General features: G+C 51.0%; 14 protein-coding genes. 5 read left to right on the top strand and 9 right to left on the bottom strand.

Annotated features, from left to right (window positions below; translation table 11 throughout):
* Nucleotides 1-72: 72 nt before the first annotated feature.
* Nucleotides 73-1,452 (top strand): MFS transporter, encoded by a 1,380-nt coding sequence (locus tag KG631_RS17250; protein ID WP_301003964.1) that lies wholly within the window; start codon nt 73-75, stop codon nt 1,450-1,452.
* A gap of 181 nt (nt 1,453-1,633) precedes the next feature.
* The gene (locus tag KG631_RS17245; RefSeq protein WP_301003963.1) at nt 1,634-2,155 is read left to right on the top strand and encodes a DUF5610 domain-containing protein; all 522 of its coding nucleotides are present in this window, start codon (nt 1,634-1,636) and stop codon (nt 2,153-2,155) included.
* A gap of 135 nt (nt 2,156-2,290) precedes the next feature.
* Here KG631_RS17245 and KG631_RS17240 read toward each other — a convergent pair whose 3' ends face one another.
* On the bottom strand, nt 2,291-3,586 hold the full coding sequence (locus KG631_RS17240; protein ID WP_214000875.1) for a hemolysin family protein: 1,296 nt from the start codon (nt 3,584-3,586) through the stop codon (nt 2,291-2,293).
* Nucleotides 3,587-3,788: 202 nt separating this feature from the next.
* Between KG631_RS17240 and KG631_RS17235 the strand changes: the two genes are divergently transcribed.
* Complete coding sequence (locus KG631_RS17235) at nt 3,789-5,867, top strand: GGDEF domain-containing protein (protein WP_214000874.1); 2,079 nt, start codon at nt 3,789-3,791, stop codon at nt 5,865-5,867.
* A gap of 188 nt (nt 5,868-6,055) precedes the next feature.
* Nucleotides 6,056-8,149 carry a GGDEF domain-containing protein gene (locus KG631_RS17230; protein ID WP_214000873.1) on the top strand — a complete coding sequence of 698 codons (2,094 nt, stop codon included), beginning with the start codon at nt 6,056-6,058 and terminating at the stop codon, nt 8,147-8,149.
* A gap of 36 nt (nt 8,150-8,185) precedes the next feature.
* On the opposite strand, the gene KG631_RS17225 is transcribed toward KG631_RS17230, so the two are convergent.
* Genes KG631_RS17225 through KG631_RS17190 form a run of 8 tightly spaced genes read right to left on the bottom strand, consistent with a single transcriptional unit; the run spans nt 8,186 to nt 15,001 of the window.
* A complete protein-coding gene (locus KG631_RS17225; protein ID WP_214000872.1) occupies nt 8,186-9,724 on the bottom strand; it encodes a complex I subunit 5 family protein in 1,539 nt (512 codons plus the stop codon).
* Entirely contained in the window at nt 9,717-11,225 is a 1,509-nt protein-coding gene (locus KG631_RS17220) for a proton-conducting transporter membrane subunit (RefSeq protein ID WP_214000871.1), read from the bottom strand. The genes KG631_RS17225 and KG631_RS17220 overlap by 8 nt, the downstream gene beginning before the upstream one ends.
* Nucleotides 11,222-12,640 carry a proton-conducting transporter membrane subunit gene (locus KG631_RS17215; RefSeq protein WP_214000870.1) on the bottom strand — a complete coding sequence of 473 codons (1,419 nt, stop codon included), beginning with the start codon at nt 12,638-12,640 and terminating at the stop codon, nt 11,222-11,224. Before KG631_RS17215 ends, KG631_RS17220 begins: the two co-directional genes overlap by 4 nt.
* Nucleotides 12,637-12,966, bottom strand: coding sequence for an NADH-quinone oxidoreductase subunit K (locus KG631_RS17210; RefSeq protein ID WP_214000869.1), 330 nt, complete (start codon nt 12,964-12,966; stop codon nt 12,637-12,639). The genes KG631_RS17215 and KG631_RS17210 overlap by 4 nt, the downstream gene beginning before the upstream one ends.
* Entirely contained in the window at nt 12,959-13,918 is a 960-nt protein-coding gene (locus tag KG631_RS17205; protein ID WP_214000868.1) for a hydrogenase subunit MbhD domain-containing protein, read from the bottom strand. Before KG631_RS17205 ends, KG631_RS17210 begins: the two co-directional genes overlap by 8 nt.
* A complete protein-coding gene (locus KG631_RS17200; RefSeq protein ID WP_214001026.1) occupies nt 13,915-14,199 on the bottom strand; it encodes a monovalent cation/H(+) antiporter subunit G in 285 nt (94 codons plus the stop codon). Before KG631_RS17200 ends, KG631_RS17205 begins: the two co-directional genes overlap by 4 nt.
* A 20-nt stretch (nt 14,200-14,219) precedes the next feature.
* A complete protein-coding gene (locus KG631_RS17195) occupies nt 14,220-14,498 on the bottom strand; it encodes a monovalent cation/H+ antiporter complex subunit F (protein ID WP_214000867.1) in 279 nt (92 codons plus the stop codon).
* A complete protein-coding gene (locus tag KG631_RS17190; protein WP_214000866.1) occupies nt 14,495-15,001 on the bottom strand; it encodes a Na+/H+ antiporter subunit E in 507 nt (168 codons plus the stop codon). Before KG631_RS17190 ends, KG631_RS17195 begins: the two co-directional genes overlap by 4 nt.
* A gap of 136 nt (nt 15,002-15,137) precedes the next feature.
* Between KG631_RS17190 and KG631_RS17185 the strand changes: the two genes are divergently transcribed.
* Nucleotides 15,138-16,673 (top strand): bifunctional GNAT family N-acetyltransferase/carbon-nitrogen hydrolase family protein, encoded by a 1,536-nt coding sequence (locus KG631_RS17185; protein WP_214000865.1) that lies wholly within the window; start codon nt 15,138-15,140, stop codon nt 16,671-16,673.
* Nucleotides 16,674-16,729: the final 56 nt, after the last annotated feature.

Below are 16,729 nucleotides of genomic sequence, written 5' to 3'. Positions count from 1 at the left end.
CCTCGGTTAGAGTGGACAGCGTCATAATTCCAGGGTGCCCCGGGCACTCACTAATAACGAGACGCAACCTGCATGAGTACTTCCACTATTTCACCGCCACTGTCGGCTTTGCCGCAACCATCATCATTTTACCGATGGATGGTATTGTTATTTGTCAGCCTGGCAATGTTTGGTAACTATTATATTTACGACTCGCTGTGGCCGATTGTTGACTTACTGCGCGAGCAGCGCGATTTCAGTTATCAGCAAATTGGCTGGTTATCGACTGCCTACAATATCGCGGCTTTGTGTGTGCTGTTACTCGGCGGCTATATTATTGACCGCTGGGGCACCAAAAAGGCCATTACCCTGTTTGCGTTAATTTGTCTGGTAGCAGCAGGGTTAACAGCATTCAGCCCCAATTTTGAAACCATGTTTGCCGGCCGCTTTATGCTGGGCCTGGGTGCAGAGCCACTGATTGTGGCGGCAACTACAGTTTTGGCTAAATGGTTTAAGGGCAAAGAGCTGAGCTTTGCCTTTGGCATCAACTTATCTATCTCGCGGCTGGGTTCGGCCTCAGCCGACTGGTCAACCGGCTTTGCCAGCCCGCTGTATGTAAACTGGCAAGACCCACTCTGGCTGGCCACCGCCGTCGCCGGCATCTCGGTTACCGCTGCCATTTTATACTGGATTTTAGAGCGCCGGGCCGAAGGCCGCTACGACTTAGGCGTAACAGACAGCACCGATAAACTGGAATTTAAAAGCCTGTACTCTTTCAGCGCCTCCTACTGGTACATAGTAGCGCTTTGTGTGGTGTTTTATGCCACAGTATTCCCGTTTCGCAGTTTTGCGATTGATTATTTTCAACAGGCCCATGGCCTGGACCGCGAAGCCGCCGGCATTTTAAGCAGTCTGCTACCGGTTGCCGCTATTATTGCCACCCCGCTGTTCGGCCTGTGGGTTGACCGGGTAGGCAAACGGGCATTGTTTATGGCCGTTGGCTCGCTGGTTATGCTGCCACTGTTTTTAATGGTGACCTACCTGCCTGCCGGGCCCGACGTTAATGTGATGATCCCCTTTATTGGCAGTGCCGTGGTACCGCTTACCCTGCTGATGGTAATTCTATTGTTAGGTATGGTTTTCTCGCTGATCCCGGCGGTGATGTGGCCATCGGTTGCCTACATCGTTGACAGCCGCCGGCTGGGTAGTGCTTATGCTTTAATGACTTTCTGCCAGCAAATTGGCTGGGCGATAGTGCCACTGGCCGTCGGTTATTTGAACGATGTTTACCTGGCGGGGCCTGAAAATATTGATGGCTATACCCCAGGTATGTGGTTCTATACCGCATTGGCCTCGTTAGGTTTGTATTTCTCGTACAAACTGTGGCGCACTGAGCAGGGCCCGGGAGGCCATGGGCTTGATTCAATAACCACTAAAACACCAATAGTGGCCGCAGAGCAGCACCCGGGATAAGCACCCGGGACAGATACTTTCTAAGCTACCCCACTTAAAACGGCGCGCCATTTCAGCAGCGCCGTTTTTTTATCCAAACTAAGCTTAAAGTTTCAACAACGCCGGCCGATACCCTCGTTACGCTATACTTTAACTAACCGCCAGCATTAATAGCTGGCTGACGTAACAAGAGGTCATCATTATGGCTATTACCCCAAGTTCAGCCCCTGCCGCCAGCACGGCTGGCAAAAACGTTGAAAGCAAAAATATTGAGAACAAAAATACCGGCAGTAAAGGTATTGCAGACAACGCGGCTAGCGCCCGTCAGGCGCAAAACGTGGCTATTTTACGCGCTAATGAGCAAGTCTCACTGAGCAGTAATAACGACTCGCTGAGCTTGCTGTATAAAACAGCGCTGGAAGGCATTAATGCCGAGCTTGAACCGGTGTTTGGCGAGAATGCCGCCCAGAAAATCTATGACTCTGGTATTGATACGTCACCCGAGGCCACAGCCGAGCGCATTGTGGCCTTTGCTACCGGTTTTTACAGCCGCTACAAAGAGCTGAATCCGGACCGGTCAGAGCAGGAGCAACTGGACAGCTTTTTAGAAGTGATTGGCGGCGGTATCGAAAAAGGCTTTACCGATGCTAAAGATATTCTGAAAGGCTTAAAAGTTTATGAAGGTGAAGTCTCTGAGGGGTTGACCAGACCTACGCCAAAGTGATGGCGGGCCTGGATAACTTCCGCCAGAAAATGCTGGAGCTGGCTGAGCAGACAACTGAGGCTAAACCAGACTTGCCAGAGGATACTGCTGAACCAGACAACCCTACCCGCTAATTAACAGCCCGGGCTAACTGCCTTAGTTATCCGGGCTATCAATCCGGGTAACCAGCAACTGGTCAATTTTATAGCTGTCGATGTCAACCACTTCAAATTTATAGCCACCGTGCAGCACGAAGTCGGTGCGCTTGGGTATTTTGCGCAGGGTAAACATCATAAAGCCCGCTATGGTTTCATAATTTTCCGGGTTGGGAAAGCTGTCAATATCCAGCACCCGCATCACGTCAGCCAGCGGAGTCAGGCCTTCTACCAGCCAGGAATTCGCGTCGCGTTTTACTATCTGCTCTTCTTCGGAACTGACCAGTTCGCCCATCACAATACTCATTACATCTTTTAGGGTAATGATCCCGACCACCAGCGCGTACTCATTCATAATAATCGCAAAATCGACGCCGGTAGATTTAAAATGCTCCAGCGCTTCATATAGCGACAAGGTATCCGGAATGATCAACGGCGAACGCACTATGCCTTCTTTTTTCAACGAAATAGGCTGGTCGTGCAACACCTGCATTAAAATATCCCGGGTATCAACATAACCCACAACCCGGTCCAGCACTTCATCACAAACAATAAACTTGGCATGCGGGTGTTCGGCAATTTTGGCTTTAATGTTGTCCTGCGACTCGTTATTGGTAAAAAAAATCAGGCTTTCCCGCGCTGTCATCGCCGACGTCACGGTGCGCGATTCCATATCAAACACGTTTTCCAGCAACTGATGCTCATGCTGCTGCAGCACCCCGGCCTGAGCGCCGGCGTCCATCATCGCCATAATGTCATCAGGGGTAATATCGTCCTTACGCATCGTCGGCACGTTAAACAAACTGAAAAACAAGTTAGCCAGGCCGTTAAACAACCAGACAAAAGGTTTAAGCAATAAAATTAACAGTGTCATTGGCCTGACAATTTTTACCGCAATTTTTTCCGGGGCAATCATCGCCAGCCGTTTTGGCATTAAATCAGCGAATAAAATAAATAGCGACGTGACAAAAAATACGGACAACATAAAGGCCGCGCCGGACACCCAGCTTGCGTCGGTAACCAACCCCAGCAAGGAGGCAAAGTATGGCGTAAACGCGGACTCGCCTAAAATCCCCCCTAAAATGGCAACCGCATTTAACCCAATCTGTACCACGGTGAAAAAATTGCCCGGATGCTCCTGCAGCATCAGCACTTTTTCCGCGCTGACATCGCCCTCACTGGCCATTAAGCGCAACCGCATTTTACGCGAGGCTGCCAGAGCTATTTCAGATACGGAGAAAAAGGAACTGGCAGCCACCAGCAGCAACATAATAAACAGGTATTCCAGGGTACTCATATTTTATCCGTTCAGGTTAGCAACCCTGATTATAGCGGCTCTGATAAGACAAAAGCGCTAGTCATCGGAAAATATCATTGCAAAATAACTATGTGCTGACAATATAACCCCCAAACCTCAACACACCCTAAAATAAGGCTGGTAATCTGCGGCTGGTTTTATTACAACGAATAGTAGAGTTCAGTAACGAGAAAAAACTACAATGAAAAACTCTGTTCTTGAATACTGCCGCCGGACAACTGTCCATGCAGTTGTGATGGGTATTTTATTCTTCTGCAGCGTGCTTTTAAGCACTCAGGCTGTCGGGCAAGAGGACGAACTTGAGCTACAGCTTGATAATTTTCTGCAACTGGCGGCAGAGGATTATCAACAAGCAACCGCGTTACTGCTGCAACTGCAGGAACTGGATTCAGACAGTCTCCCGGTCGCCAGTCGGGTTCGGCTATACAGCTATCTGGCGATTCATTATTTTGATGCTGCTGATAAGAAGCAATCCGAACTCTGGCTTGACCAGGCGCTCATTCTGGCAACTACAAGCAATGATCCGGACGGGCTGGCCGAAGCCTATGCCACGGAAATTGAAATACTCGCCAGTAGTCAGCAATTTAACGATGCTGTGGTAAAAGCTGAACAGCTGCACCAGCTTGGTCTCATGGCTGTCGCTCCCCGGGTGCGTTATTATGCGCATAATCTGCTGGGTCGGGTTTTTCGCGATGATGGCCAATACGAGCTGGCTCTTGAACATTTTGCTGAAGCACTACAAGCAGTGACCGAAACCGAAGACCAGCGGACCTTGCCAAGAAATATGTTTCTGAATCAGATGATTGCCAGTATTCATGCTGATTTAAAAAACTACAGCGAAGCCCGGGCATTGATAGAACAGCTTATTTCAGATGCAAAAGCATCAAAATTACAGGCGGCATTACCGGAATACTATTTACTGTATGGTTTTATAGTCAGTTATCAGCAGCAGGATAAACTGGCTGAACAGATTAATTTGCAAGGGCTGGCAGAGTCACAAAGGTTGGGGCAAGACAATCTGGCTTTAATCTTCAAAAATAATTTAGGGGCTGGCTATATCCAGCAAGGAAGCTTCGCTAAAGCCCGTGAAATCCTAAGCGATGCCTTGCAACAAGCCAATGACATGCAAACTCCGGATGATGCCCACCTGATCCGCTTTAACCTCGGATATATTGACGTTGCTCAAGGTAAGCATCAGCAGGGATTGGCGACCATGCAGGAGGCTATTGGTTATTTTCGCAAAAACGACCATAAAAACCAACTAGAGGACACACTGGGTTGGCTGGCAAAGGCCTATGGCCTGGCCGGCAAACATGAAGCCAGAGCAGACACCCTGGCGGAACAAATGGCGCTTCAGCAGCAAATTCTGAGCACGGAGCGTGACAAGGTATTGCATGACTTACAAAGCCGCTATGATACCAAAGCCAAAGCCCAACAAATAAGCCTGCTGAAAAAAGATAACGATTTAACCCGCCAATTGCTGCAAAACAAGCAATTACAACAAAAGGTCACCTTGCTGTTTATCGTGGCAATATTATTTGGCGCTTTATTACTATTACAGTTAATGGCGAAAGTTCGCCAGGCCAATCGCCGTTTAAAAGAAGCGAACAAGCAACTGGAATATCAGTCACTACGTGATCCGCTTACCGGCCTGTACAACCGGCGTGCACTGCAGGAGCAAATGCAACGCCGCCAGAATTATGGCCGCAGACAAGACGATACCGCCCCGCTGGCCAATGGCTTTTTGTTACTGGATATCGACTTTTTCAAAAAGATTAATGATGAATACGGCCATGCCGCCGGCGACGAAGTACTGAAACAGCTTAGCAGCCGGCTGGAAGTGGCATGCCGCGAGCAGGATCTGGTGGTACGCTGGGGTGGTGAAGAATTCTTATTGTACCTGGCCAGTATATCTCCTGAGCAGGTAGCCGGCTTTTGCCAGCGCCTGCTGAAAGTGATTGGCAATGAGCCGGTATTCTATGAGGGTAAGTCCATTCCGGTAACTGCCAGTGGCGGCTTTATTCCATTGCCGTTTGCCGGTGTTAGTGAAGAGGAGCTGGATTGGGAACGCGCTTTACAGATAGCGGATATGGCGCTGTACCTGAGCAAAGTTAATGGCCGTAATCAGGTATACGCTATTACCGGTTTGCGCTGTGATTACGCCGATGCCCGCCAGGCCCTGACCGATGATTTACAAGGGGCCATCAAACAGAACATGGTGAATTATCTGACGATCAAAGGGCCACCGTTAGCGGGCTAAAATGGTCAGCGCTATCGGCAAACATAAGCAAAATTGAGAAAGCACGTTAGCAGAGCTTTAATCAGCTGCTAATAACCCTAAGCAACTGAAAATATTCAGACAGAAGCAGGGGCTCAGTCGCATCATTTGCTGTAATTGATGGCAAAATACGCTATCTTCAACAGAGTTATTTCATCTGGAACCGGCATATGTTTTTCAACTCAGGGCTAAGCCCTTTGCCGTTTTGCCGCCTGCTGGCTGTGCTTTCTCTGCTGCTGAGTCTGAGCTTCTACCCCGTTAGTGCGCAGCAACAAACCACTGAACAGGTTTTAGAGCAGCAGCTGGACCAATATCTGGTGTTGTTGCACCAAGACGAAGCTGCAGCTGACCTGTTTTTACAGGAGGTGTTCAATCGTTATTATCTGGCAGCGCAAACCGATTTCCCACTGACCAGCAAAGTGCGGCTGATGTCATATCAGGCTTTGGCTTTACTGTACCAAAAAAAGCAATTCCAGGCTGATGCGTTACTTAGTGAATTATTGGCTTTAACGGCGCAAACCGATAGCGCTGATGCGTTAAGTGAGATTTACGCTACTGAAATTGAATTTATTTTTTATCAACGTGAGTTATCAGCTGCAGTACTGAAAGCCGACCGGCTGGAACTGATTGTTGAACATGCGCTTATCCCCAGAGTGCGTTATTACGTTCATAATTTACTCGGTGAGCTTTTTAAAGCCGACAGCCAGTATGAACGTGCTTTACAGCATTTAACCCAGGCACTTGATGCCGTTATTGCCACTGATGACCAGTTTACCCTGCGCCGTCGTTTCTATTTAAATTTCAGTATTGCCTTTGTTTATGCTGATCTGAAAAAATGGACTGAAACTAAAAGCCTGGCTGAAGAACTGATTGCTGATGCTAAGAAATACCAGTTCGATAAAGAACTGCCGCAATTGTATTTACTCCTAGGGTTTATTGTTGCTGAACAGCAGGATCTGGAAAGCGCGGTCGCAATTAATAAACTGGGTATTGCCGCGGCGAAAGCAGCTGACGACCCGGGCATTGAACTGACCTTCGAGAATAACCTGGGGTCAATTTACATTGACCAGAAAAAATACACCGAAGCTAAAGCCATACTTCAGGAAGCAGCCGCCCGGGCTAAAGCGCTGGACGATGATTATAACGGCCAGATTATGGAGTATAACCTTGGCTATATCGATGTAATGGAAGGTCAGCATAGCGCTGGCCTGGAGCGGATGTTAACAGCGCTGGCATATTTTAAGAACAACGATACCAAGGCCCAGTATGAACCCTTATTGGAAGCGCTGGCTGAAGCCTATGCTGAGGCTGGTCTGTATCAGAAACAGGCTGAAACCTTACAACAGCAGCTGGCGTTACGGGCAGAGATCCTGACCGCTGAACGGGAAAAAAGCGTCGCTGAGTTGCAAAACCGCTATGACACCAAAGCAAAAAGTCAGCTGATTACCATTTTGGAGCAGGAAAACAATTTAAAAGCCCAGTTACTGGATAACCAAAAATTACAGCAGCAACTAACGGGTTTGTTTGCCTTAGTGCTCATTTTTGCGGCCATACTACTGTATCAGCTATATCGCAAGGTACGGCAGTCAAACCGAAAATTGCGCGAAGCTAACAAAAAGCTGGAATACCAGTCATTACGGGACCCGTTAACCGGCTTGTTTAATCGCCGTGCTTTGCAGGAGCATATGCAGCGCCGCAGCAAATTTGGCCGGCGCCAGAGTGATAACATTACCCATGCCAACGGCTTTTTACTGCTGGATATCGACTATTTCAAAAAAATTAATGACAGCCATGGTCACGCCGCTGGCGATGAAGTACTGAAACAACTCAGTGCCCGCTTAATTGCCGTTTGCCGAGAGCAGGACTTAGTGATCCGCTGGGGTGGCGAAGAGTTTTTATTATACCTGGATAATATTCAACCAGAGCAAGTGGCCAGTTTTTGTCAGCGTATACTTGAAGTCATTGGCAGTGAACCGGTAGCATGCGATGACATTCTGATCCCGGTTAGCGCCAGTGGTGGTTTTATTCATTTACCCTTTGCCGGCATTGATGAATCCGAGCTTGACTGGGAGCGGGCGCTGCAAATCGCTGATATGGCGTTGTATTTAAGCAAAGTAAACGGCCGCAATCAGGTATACGCCATTACCGGTCTGCGCTGCGATTACGAAACGGCACGCCAACCGCTAACCGATGACTTACAAGGGGCAATTCGTCAGAATATGGTTGATTATATTACGATTAAAGGCCCTGCGCTGCCCAGGTAGCCACATCAGCCCAGTCTGCCAGCGCCTCTGCATTACTTACCAGAATGCGCTTGCTGCCACCAGCAACACGATAATTAGCAACGCACTGGGCCCGACCACATTATCAGGCGCCAGCCGGTTTAACGCCCGCTCAACAGGCCGCCAACTTAATTGCCATTGTGCCGCCTGCCATTGCTGCTGAGGTTGATATAAGCGCTTAAGCCATAATGACCATAGCAGCACACCACTGTTCCGGTCGTAATAATGCGCGGGCAGTTGCCATTGCCGCCAGCGTACCAGCACAACCAGCAGCAGCGCCAGCAACAGCGGCCAGCATAATGTCCAGATTGTCGGCCAGGCCAGCGTTGTTAAACTTAACTGCAGTAGCGGCTGCCATTGCCACGGCAACAGAATCAGTACCAGAAGCAATAACATCACACTTGCCGCCTGCCAGTATAAGGCGAACCCAGGTTGGCCAGTGCGCGGGCCAAGCCGTTGCTGTTGCTGGCGCAACATGGCGGCCAGATGGAAAAACAATACTGCAGTTAGCCAGGCGCCCAGGCTTAACAAGCCGGCCAGCATGCCGCTATCCAGCCAGCCGGACATGGTTGTAGTACTCAGCAAGCTTTTTAAGCCGGTTTTTATTGCTGCGCCGCCAGATAACGGTATTGCCATTAACGCCAGTGCCGGCAACCAGAATAATAACTGCCAGTAAGCGGGCAGCCGTTGTTTAGGATTAATGCCGGCAAATAAGAATAACGCCCCTTTCGCTACGGCATGATGTGCAGCATAAGCCATCAGCACCGGCAACACCGCTGCTGCGTTGTCAGTCCAGGCCAGTGCCACCAATATCAATATATAACCGACCTGACTAACCGACGAATAGGCCAGAATAACCTTGGGCTGACGATACAACAGACTAACCAGCACCCCAAAACCAGCGGAGAAAAACCCCAAGCATATCATATAAGGCACCCAGCGTTGTAGCTGCGGATCCCCGGCGGGTAAAAACAGCACTAACCCCAGCACACCGGCTTTAATCATTGCCCCGGACAGTACAGCGCTGGCAGGGGCCGGCGCTGCGGGGTGCGCCTGCGGTAACCAGATATGCAGGGGCCAGAAGCCGGCTTTTAAGCCAAGGCCGCTGATAGTCAGCAGAATAGTCAGATGATCCAGTGGCACTTGCTGCCAGCTGTGCCAGTCATACTGGCCGTCAGCAGCGCTGGCCCGCAGGATCAATGCAGCAAACAATAACAACTCACCCACTATCGCCAGCTGCAGATACAAGCGACCCGCCCGGCGCGCTGATTTATCACCACTGTGCACGACTAAACCATAAGCTGATAAGCTCATCACACTAAAGCCGATATAAAAACTGATGGCATCAAGCGCAATAATTAACAACATATTGCCGGCAAAACTCAGCGTAAAGAACAACCAGTAACGACCGCCATGCGGTGTTTTAGCCATAAATGACACACTGAATGCGGCGGCAACTAACCATAGCCCTAAACTGAAATACCACCAGACTTGTTGCAGCTCAGTCACCAGGCCCAGCCCGGCTCCCGGCCATAGCCAGCCAGATAAATCAATCATAACTGAACTCCCGCTCAACGATCAGTTGGGTCCAGCTGAGCGGACTAACGCCGGTACTGGCAAACAGCCCCATCAGAATAATTAATAGCGCAGTAAACAGCATCGGTAACAATAACATCCAGTGGGTTTCCAGGGTCGCTGACAGCCGTTGCTCTTTTGGCCAGCTACTACGCTGAGGTAAGAACCATAAACGATAAACAATAGGCAGAAAGTAGGCAGCATTTAGTAAACCTGAAAACACAAATACCAGTAACATCATGCTATTATCGGTGGCTACAGCGCCAAGCCCTAAATACCATTTACTGATAAAACCGGCAGTCGGCGGAATACCAATCATCCCCAGCGCACCCAATGTGAAAGCAGCCGATGTTAGTGGCATACGCCGGCCTGCACCGTTTAATTCACGAATTTTATGCACACCCAAAGTTTCCGCGTAATTACCGGCGCAGAAAAACAAGGTAATTTTCATTACCCCCTGATGCACCAGATGCACCAGGCCGCCTACTGCCGCCAGTGGTCCCAGCATGGCCACACCAACAGTAATATAGGAAACCTGACTAATGGTGGAATATGCCAGCCGTTTTTTTATATCCTGCTGCGCCAGTGCCCGCCAGGAACCATATAAAATGGTGGTCGCAGCTAACAACATTAATGGCTCGGCCAGTTGCAACTGCTGCATACTGTCGACGCCAAATACATCGTACACCAGCCGGATAATGCCAAAAGCGCCCGCCTTGACCACCGCCACTGCATGCAGCAAGGCACTGACCGGCGCCGGTGCCACCATGGCTTGCGGTAGCCAGCCATGCAACGGCAATAGTGCTGCTTTTACGCCCAGCCCGGCGATCATCAGGCCAAAGGCCAGCTGCAACAGCCCGCTGTGTTCTCTGACCACCGCACTGACATAGCCGCCTGGGATAAACTGCGGGCTTTGTACCAGCGAATGCAGCAGAGCCACCCCGGTCAGCAGCAGTAAGCCACCGCTAAGGGTATACGCCAGATAGCGCCTACCGGCAGCTAATGCTTCTGGCGTGCCCCGATGTACCACCAGTGGAAAAGTCGCCAGGGTCAATAGTTCATAGAATAGTAAAAAGCTAACCAGATTGCCCGATAATGCCAGGCCGACCGTGGCACTGACGCACAAACTGAAATAGCCAAAAAAACGCGAGCGAAGTGGCGAATTTTCCAGATAACCAATGGCATAAATCGTAGTGGCCAGCCAGAGCACCGATGACAATACGACAAACAGCAGCGACAAGGCATCACCTTGCAATATAAGATCGGCACCCGGCAAAAACGGCACTCTGAAATAAAAAATAGCGCCTGCTTTTACCGCCTGCCACATGATCAGCACCAACACCAGCTTCACTGTGACGCCAAGCAGGTTCAGGGCTATCCGCAGTTTTACCTGGTGCTCTTTCAAGGTAAAAATAATTAACCCAGGCAACAATGAGCTTAATATAATGGCCAGCGGCAGGTAGCTTAACCAGAACGGGCTCATAATGCCTCCAAACGCAGTAATAACAGTAAGGGTTCACTGAACAGGGCCATGGCCCAAACTGCTAAGGCCGGCAGCAATGCCAACCACTGCGGTAATACCTGGGGCGAAAAATCCGGCGCAACCGGATCGGCCCGGTCAAACGCCAACACCACAACCCGAAAAACATAGGCCGCCGATAGCAAGGTTGCCAGCACCAGAGCCAGCGGCCAGAACAGCTGCTGATCTTGCGACCACAACCCCTGCAACAAGGCCCACTTCGCCAGAAAACCACCGCTGGGCGGCAGCCCTATTAAGCTGCCACCGGCAACAGCGAAGGCAAACATGGCAAGAGGCATCGTCTGGCTGGCGCCTTTTAACGTGGTCAGCCGTTTACCTCCCAGGGTGCCACTCATTTCACCTATCGCTAAAAAGCAGGCCGCCTTGGCCAGCGCATGGGCCAGCACAAACAACCACAACGCGGCGAAAATCAGCGGTTGGTCAAACTTCAGCATCAGGCCAAGCGCCACAGTGGCATAGCCCAGTTGCGCCACCGTAGAATACGCCACCAGATTTTTTGCAAAGGGTGTACGCAGCGCCGACCAGCCGCCAAACAACAGCGCTGCCAGCCCGGCACCGGCAAACAGCGGTGCCATGGCTTGAGCCTGCTGACTACTGGCCAACTGCAGCCAGAGTAAACACAAAATAAACAGCGGCCCTTTTACCACCAATGCCGATAACAACGCGCTGACCGGCGCAGGGGCAGCAGCATGGGCTGCCGGCAGCCAGCCATGCAACGGCCACAGCGCCGCTTTTAACATTAAGCCCAGGCTCATCAGCAGTAAGGCGCTGTTAGTCAACAAGTTCGGCTGCCATTCACTGGCTAAGCCTGCGATATCCAGCCGGCCATAAGCACCATACAGCAGCACCACACCAAGCAGATAGCACAGCGAGCCAAATAGCGACAACAACAGATAATTAAGGGCCGGTTTAATCGCTTTGCGCCCGGACAGACTGACCAGCGCCACCGCAACCAGTGCCAGCAGCTCCAGGCAGACATACAGGTTAAATAAATCCCGGGATAACCACAGAGCCGTCAGACTTAGCTGCAATAGGCTACTGAGCGGCCAGAAACCCTGACTGAGTTTATCGCGGGTGCGGATAGCAAATGCATAAAAACCGACCAATAGCTGCAGCACGGCAGTCAGTAAAATAAGCAGGCAACTCAGGGTGTCGGCCTGCCAGGCAATAGCCAGGCCAGAGGGCCAGCCAGCTAACAGCCAGTAGCCGGTGCCCTGCTCACTGACCTGCAACAACAGCTGCAGGGCAATCAGGCTGCAGGCAGCGGCCGAAAACAGCGCCAGCAGCGGAGCAATTCTGGGCCAGAGTAACATCAGTAAGGCCCCTGCCAACGGCAGGACCAGTAGCAGTATCATCATTGCCCGGGATCCTCCTGCCCGGCAGTCATACTCTGGCCGAGCCGGGCCAATAGGGCCAGGGCAAATGCCGTAGCACTGACCGCCACCACCAGGCCGGTAAGCACCAAAGCGTGCAACACCGGATCTGCCAGCCATTCAGCATCCCCGTTGCCACTGCCGCGATAAGCCAGCACTACCATTAACTTAAATATGCCGGCACTGATAATATTCAGCGCCACAATCCGGCGCAGCGGCTCCGGGCCAACAATAAAACCATAAACACCAATCGCTACCAGCGCCGCAGCGGTAGCCAAAAACACGTTAAGCGAGCTACTAAGTTCAGCCATCAGCGGTCTCATTATCTTCCTGACGGGCCAGGCTGAGGGGTGTCCCGGGCTGCTCGGCGACGACCAGCAAGGTCAGGGTAATTGCGATGGCCAGCGTGGCAAAAATTTCAATCAGCAGAATAATGTACTTAGCAAACTCAGGCGGCCAGCTCAGCCAGACAGGCTCGGCTACCGCGTCTGAGAGCAACCAGGCAGCCAGTACTGCAATAACAAATACCGCCAGGCCGGCAATGGTAAAAAACCGGACCCAGCCATTAGTCCAGACTAACCAGTTGAGTTGTTGGTTTAGCTTCAGTACTACCGCTCCTGCAGCAAGCAAGGCACCTGCCTGGAACGCGCCGCCTGGCTGATGGGCACCAGCCCATAGTAAATAGCCCGCCAGTAAAATAATCAGTGGCGCCAGCAGCTGGCTCCAGCTGCGACTCAATACCCAGCTACTTTGGCGCACCGGTGCCGGCGCGACCTGCAGCGTGCCTAGCAGCGCCAGCAGTAGCACCAGCAATTCGAGCAAGGTGTCCCAGGAGCGAAAATTAAGCAATACCGCTGTTACCGGATGGCTGACCCCACTTGCAGCCAGCTGCTGCTTGACCAATGCCGGTAACGGCCCGGGATTGACTGGAATTTGAAGGAGTACCAGCAACAGGCCGCATAATGTTACCAATACAAATAATGCCGGCCAGCAGCGCTGCTGCCAGCCAAGCGTAGGGCCGACAGCCAGCCTGCCCTGGCGGGCCAATGCGGTAAAACATAAGGCACCGGTTAACCCGGCACCAATAGCTGCCTCGGCCAGGGCTAAGTCAGGTGCCGCTAATCTGGCCCAGGTCAGGGCCATTAACAAGCCAAAGGCGATATATAAAATAACCGCATGGCTTAATTGCCGGCTTAACACGCTTGCCAGAGCCAGAGCTAACAACAAGCCACAAAGCAGCAAATCAAATAACAGCAGACTCATGCCTGATCCTGCTTATTCTTGCAAAAGCGCGCCAGCAACTGGCAGGATACCGTGCCGGACGCCAGCACCAGTAACCAAATCAGCAGCATTAACAGGTTCTGCCACCAGCTACAATAAAACATCAGACCGGCAATGATTGCGCCAAGCCCCAGTGAATCGGCTTTAGTTACCGCATGTAAGCGGCTGAAACTATCCGGAAAACGCAGCATTCCCACGCTACCGGCGATAAAAAACAGCAGGCCGGTAAACAACAACACGCCACTTAGCAAGGTGCTGATTATGTTGAGTTCCCCGCCAAAACTCATACTGGCTCCTCAGGCTTGTCGGCAATTTTGGCACTGTTATGCTTTAAGCGCTGTACCAGGGCCGCTGGCGCTGCAGCAGCCAACACTGCCAGCACCAATGCCACATCACGCAGCGCCGGTTGGTTCAGCGCCTGCGCCAGTACCAGACATATTGCCACGCCAGTGGTTCCGAACAGCTGCACGGCCAATAAACGGTCTAACAATGCGGGCCCCTTAATGACCCGCCACAACCCCAGCAGCATGGTCAGCAACAAGGCAACAGCCAGTAACATCATCGCCGGATACCTGGCTTAGCTTCCTGACGCAGCAATCTGGTAAGTTGCTGCTCCAGTGCGGCAACCCCGGCCTGCCAGTCAGTATGCTGGTCCAGCACATGCAGCAGTAATTGGTTGGGGTGATCTGGTTGCTGTTCAATTTCGGCACTACAGGTGCCGGGCAGCAAACTAATCATACTGGCCAGCAGACGCTGGCTGGCAGGTTCAGATAAACTTAGCGGATAATGTTGCCAGCCTGGAACAAGCTTCTGCTGTAGTGCCAGAGCCCGCCAGCCAACGTCAAAAGCACCCAATACTAACTGCCTGGAAAAAAACCAGAGAAAACCCGGCAAGGCTGTTAAGCGCAGCCCTGGCAACGTTACCCGGGTGAGGTGCTGCCAGACTAATATCAACAACCATAATGGCAGAAAAAACCACCAGCCCCGGTTTTGGCTTAATGCAGCCCACCCCAGTGCCGCCATTACGCTCAGTATTGTTACTTCCGTCATTCGATGAAATATCATACCCGAAAGATCCTTTTTAGCGCTGACCTGTCCAATACTATTGAAGATACAGTAAAAACTCAAATGCATAGCCGCTTTTACCCACCGCTGATTTGGTGATATGGTTTTAGTAACACGAGCAACAGGAGGCCTTATTATGCGCGATGATCTGCATTTAAAGATCCGCCACTTAGCACCCGCCGACTACCCCCAGGTACAGGCATTAATGGATCGGGTGTACCATGACATTGGGGGTGCCTGGCCAGAGCATACCATCAATAAGCTGATCAAAGACTTTGCCGAAGGCCAGATTTGTCTGATTGACCATGAGGAAATTATTGGCCTGGCGTTAACAGTACAGGTTAACTATGACCGCTTTAGTAACCCCCACACTTATGATGACTTAATTGGCAAACGCGAGACCATTTTGCACGATAAAACCGGTGATGCACTGTATGGCCTGGATTTAATGATCCACCCCGACTACCGCGGTTACCGGCTGGGCCGCCGGTTGTACGATGCCCGCAAAGAGTTATGTCGCCAGTTAAATTTGCGCGCCATCCTTGCCGGTGGCCGTATTCCGAATTATCAGCAACACAGTAATGAGATGTCGGCAGCTGAGTATCTGGAAGCGGTGAAATGCCGGGAAATTTACGATCCCATTTTAAGTTTTCAGTTGTCGAACGATTTTCAGTTAAAACGTCTGTTAAAGAAATACCTGCCGGAAGATGAAAGTTCACAGGGCTATGCGACATTGCTGGAGTGGAATAATATTTTCTATGAGCCGGTGCAGGCCGGACTGAACAGCCGCAAAAGCCAAATCAGAATTGGTGCGGTGCAATGGCAAATGCGCGAAGTGGCCTCTGTCGAGCAGGTATTGCAACAGGTGGAATACTTTGTTGATGCGCTGGCCGATTATCAAAGTGACTTTGCCCTGTTTCCGGAGTTTTTTAATGCGGCGCTGATGGGCCTTTGCCCTGACAAATCGAACCAAACGGCGGCTATTCGTTTTCTGGCTGGCTATACTGAACGTTTTAAAGCCGCGATGTCAGATATGGCGGTAAGCTATAACATCAATATTATTACCGGTTCGATGCCGGTGCTGGAAGGCGATAGCTTATTTAATGTCAGTTTTCTATGCCGGCGCGATGGCACCATAGACAGTCAGAGTAAAATTCATATCACCCCACATGAGCGACGTGACTGGGTGATTGAGGGTGGTGATAAACTGCAGGTATTTGACACTGATGCCGGCCGGGTGGGTATTTTAATTTGCTATGACGTTGAATTTCCGGAACTGAGCCGGCTGTTAGCCCAGCAAGATATGGACGTGTTATTTGTGCCGTTCTGGACCGATACCAAAAATGGTTTTTTGCGGGTCAAACATTGCGCCATGGCCAGAGCAATTGAGAACGAATGTTATGTGGTCATTTGCGGCAGCTGCGGCAACCTGCCGCAAGTCGACAACCTCGATGTGCAATATGCGCAGTCAGCCGTGTTCTCACCCTCTGATTTTGCCTTTCCACACGATGCCGTGATGTCGGAAACCACGCCTAATACCGAGATGCTGATGTTCTCTGACTTGGATCTGGACCGGCTAAAACAAATTCGCAACGAAGGTTCGGTCACCAACTTAAAAGACCGCCGGCATGATCTGTATCAAGTAAACTGGCTGAACCTGCTACCCGACTAGCCATAAGTCTAAGTGGCAGCGCTGCGGTTTTTCGGTAAGGTACGTAAAACCGCAGC

This window comes from Arsukibacterium sp., assembly GCF_018402695.1.
Lineage (GTDB): Bacteria > Pseudomonadota > Gammaproteobacteria > Enterobacterales > Alteromonadaceae > Alishewanella.
The sequence above is the reverse complement of the archived record's forward strand: the minus strand, read 5'-3'. Positions and strand labels throughout refer to the sequence as shown.

Bases quoted from the DNA above. Each gene is read 5' to 3' on its own strand.
- KG631_RS17205 (WP_214000868.1), bottom strand. From the start codon at position 13,918: ATGAGTCTGCTGTTATTTGATTTGCTGCTTTGTGGCTTGTTGTTAGCT.
- KG631_RS17220 (WP_214000871.1), bottom strand. From the start codon at position 11,225: ATGAGCCCGTTCTGGTTAAGCTACCTGCCGCTGGCCATTATATTAAGC.
- KG631_RS17210 (WP_214000869.1), bottom strand. From the start codon at position 12,966: ATGGCTGAACTTAGTAGCTCGCTTAACGTGTTTTTGGCTACCGCTGCG.
- KG631_RS17185 (WP_214000865.1), top strand. From the start codon at position 15,138: ATGCGCGATGATCTGCATTTAAAGATCCGCCACTTAGCACCCGCCGAC.
- KG631_RS17250 (WP_301003964.1), top strand. From the start codon at position 73: ATGAGTACTTCCACTATTTCACCGCCACTGTCGGCTTTGCCGCAACCA.
- KG631_RS17240 (WP_214000875.1), bottom strand. From the start codon at position 3,586: ATGAGTACCCTGGAATACCTGTTTATTATGTTGCTGCTGGTGGCTGCC.
- KG631_RS17195 (WP_214000867.1), bottom strand. From the start codon at position 14,498: ATGATGTTACTGGCTGTTGCCTTGTTGCTGACCATGCTGCTGGGGTTG.
- KG631_RS17235 (WP_214000874.1), top strand. From the start codon at position 3,789: ATGAAAAACTCTGTTCTTGAATACTGCCGCCGGACAACTGTCCATGCA.
- KG631_RS17230 (WP_214000873.1), top strand. From the start codon at position 6,056: ATGTTTTTCAACTCAGGGCTAAGCCCTTTGCCGTTTTGCCGCCTGCTG.
- KG631_RS17215 (WP_214000870.1), bottom strand. From the start codon at position 12,640: ATGATGATACTGCTACTGGTCCTGCCGTTGGCAGGGGCCTTACTGATG.
- KG631_RS17190 (WP_214000866.1), bottom strand. From the start codon at position 15,001: ATGATATTTCATCGAATGACGGAAGTAACAATACTGAGCGTAATGGCG.
- KG631_RS17245 (WP_301003963.1), top strand. From the start codon at position 1,634: ATGGCTATTACCCCAAGTTCAGCCCCTGCCGCCAGCACGGCTGGCAAA.
- KG631_RS17225 (WP_214000872.1), bottom strand. From the start codon at position 9,724: ATGATTGATTTATCTGGCTGGCTATGGCCGGGAGCCGGGCTGGGCCTG.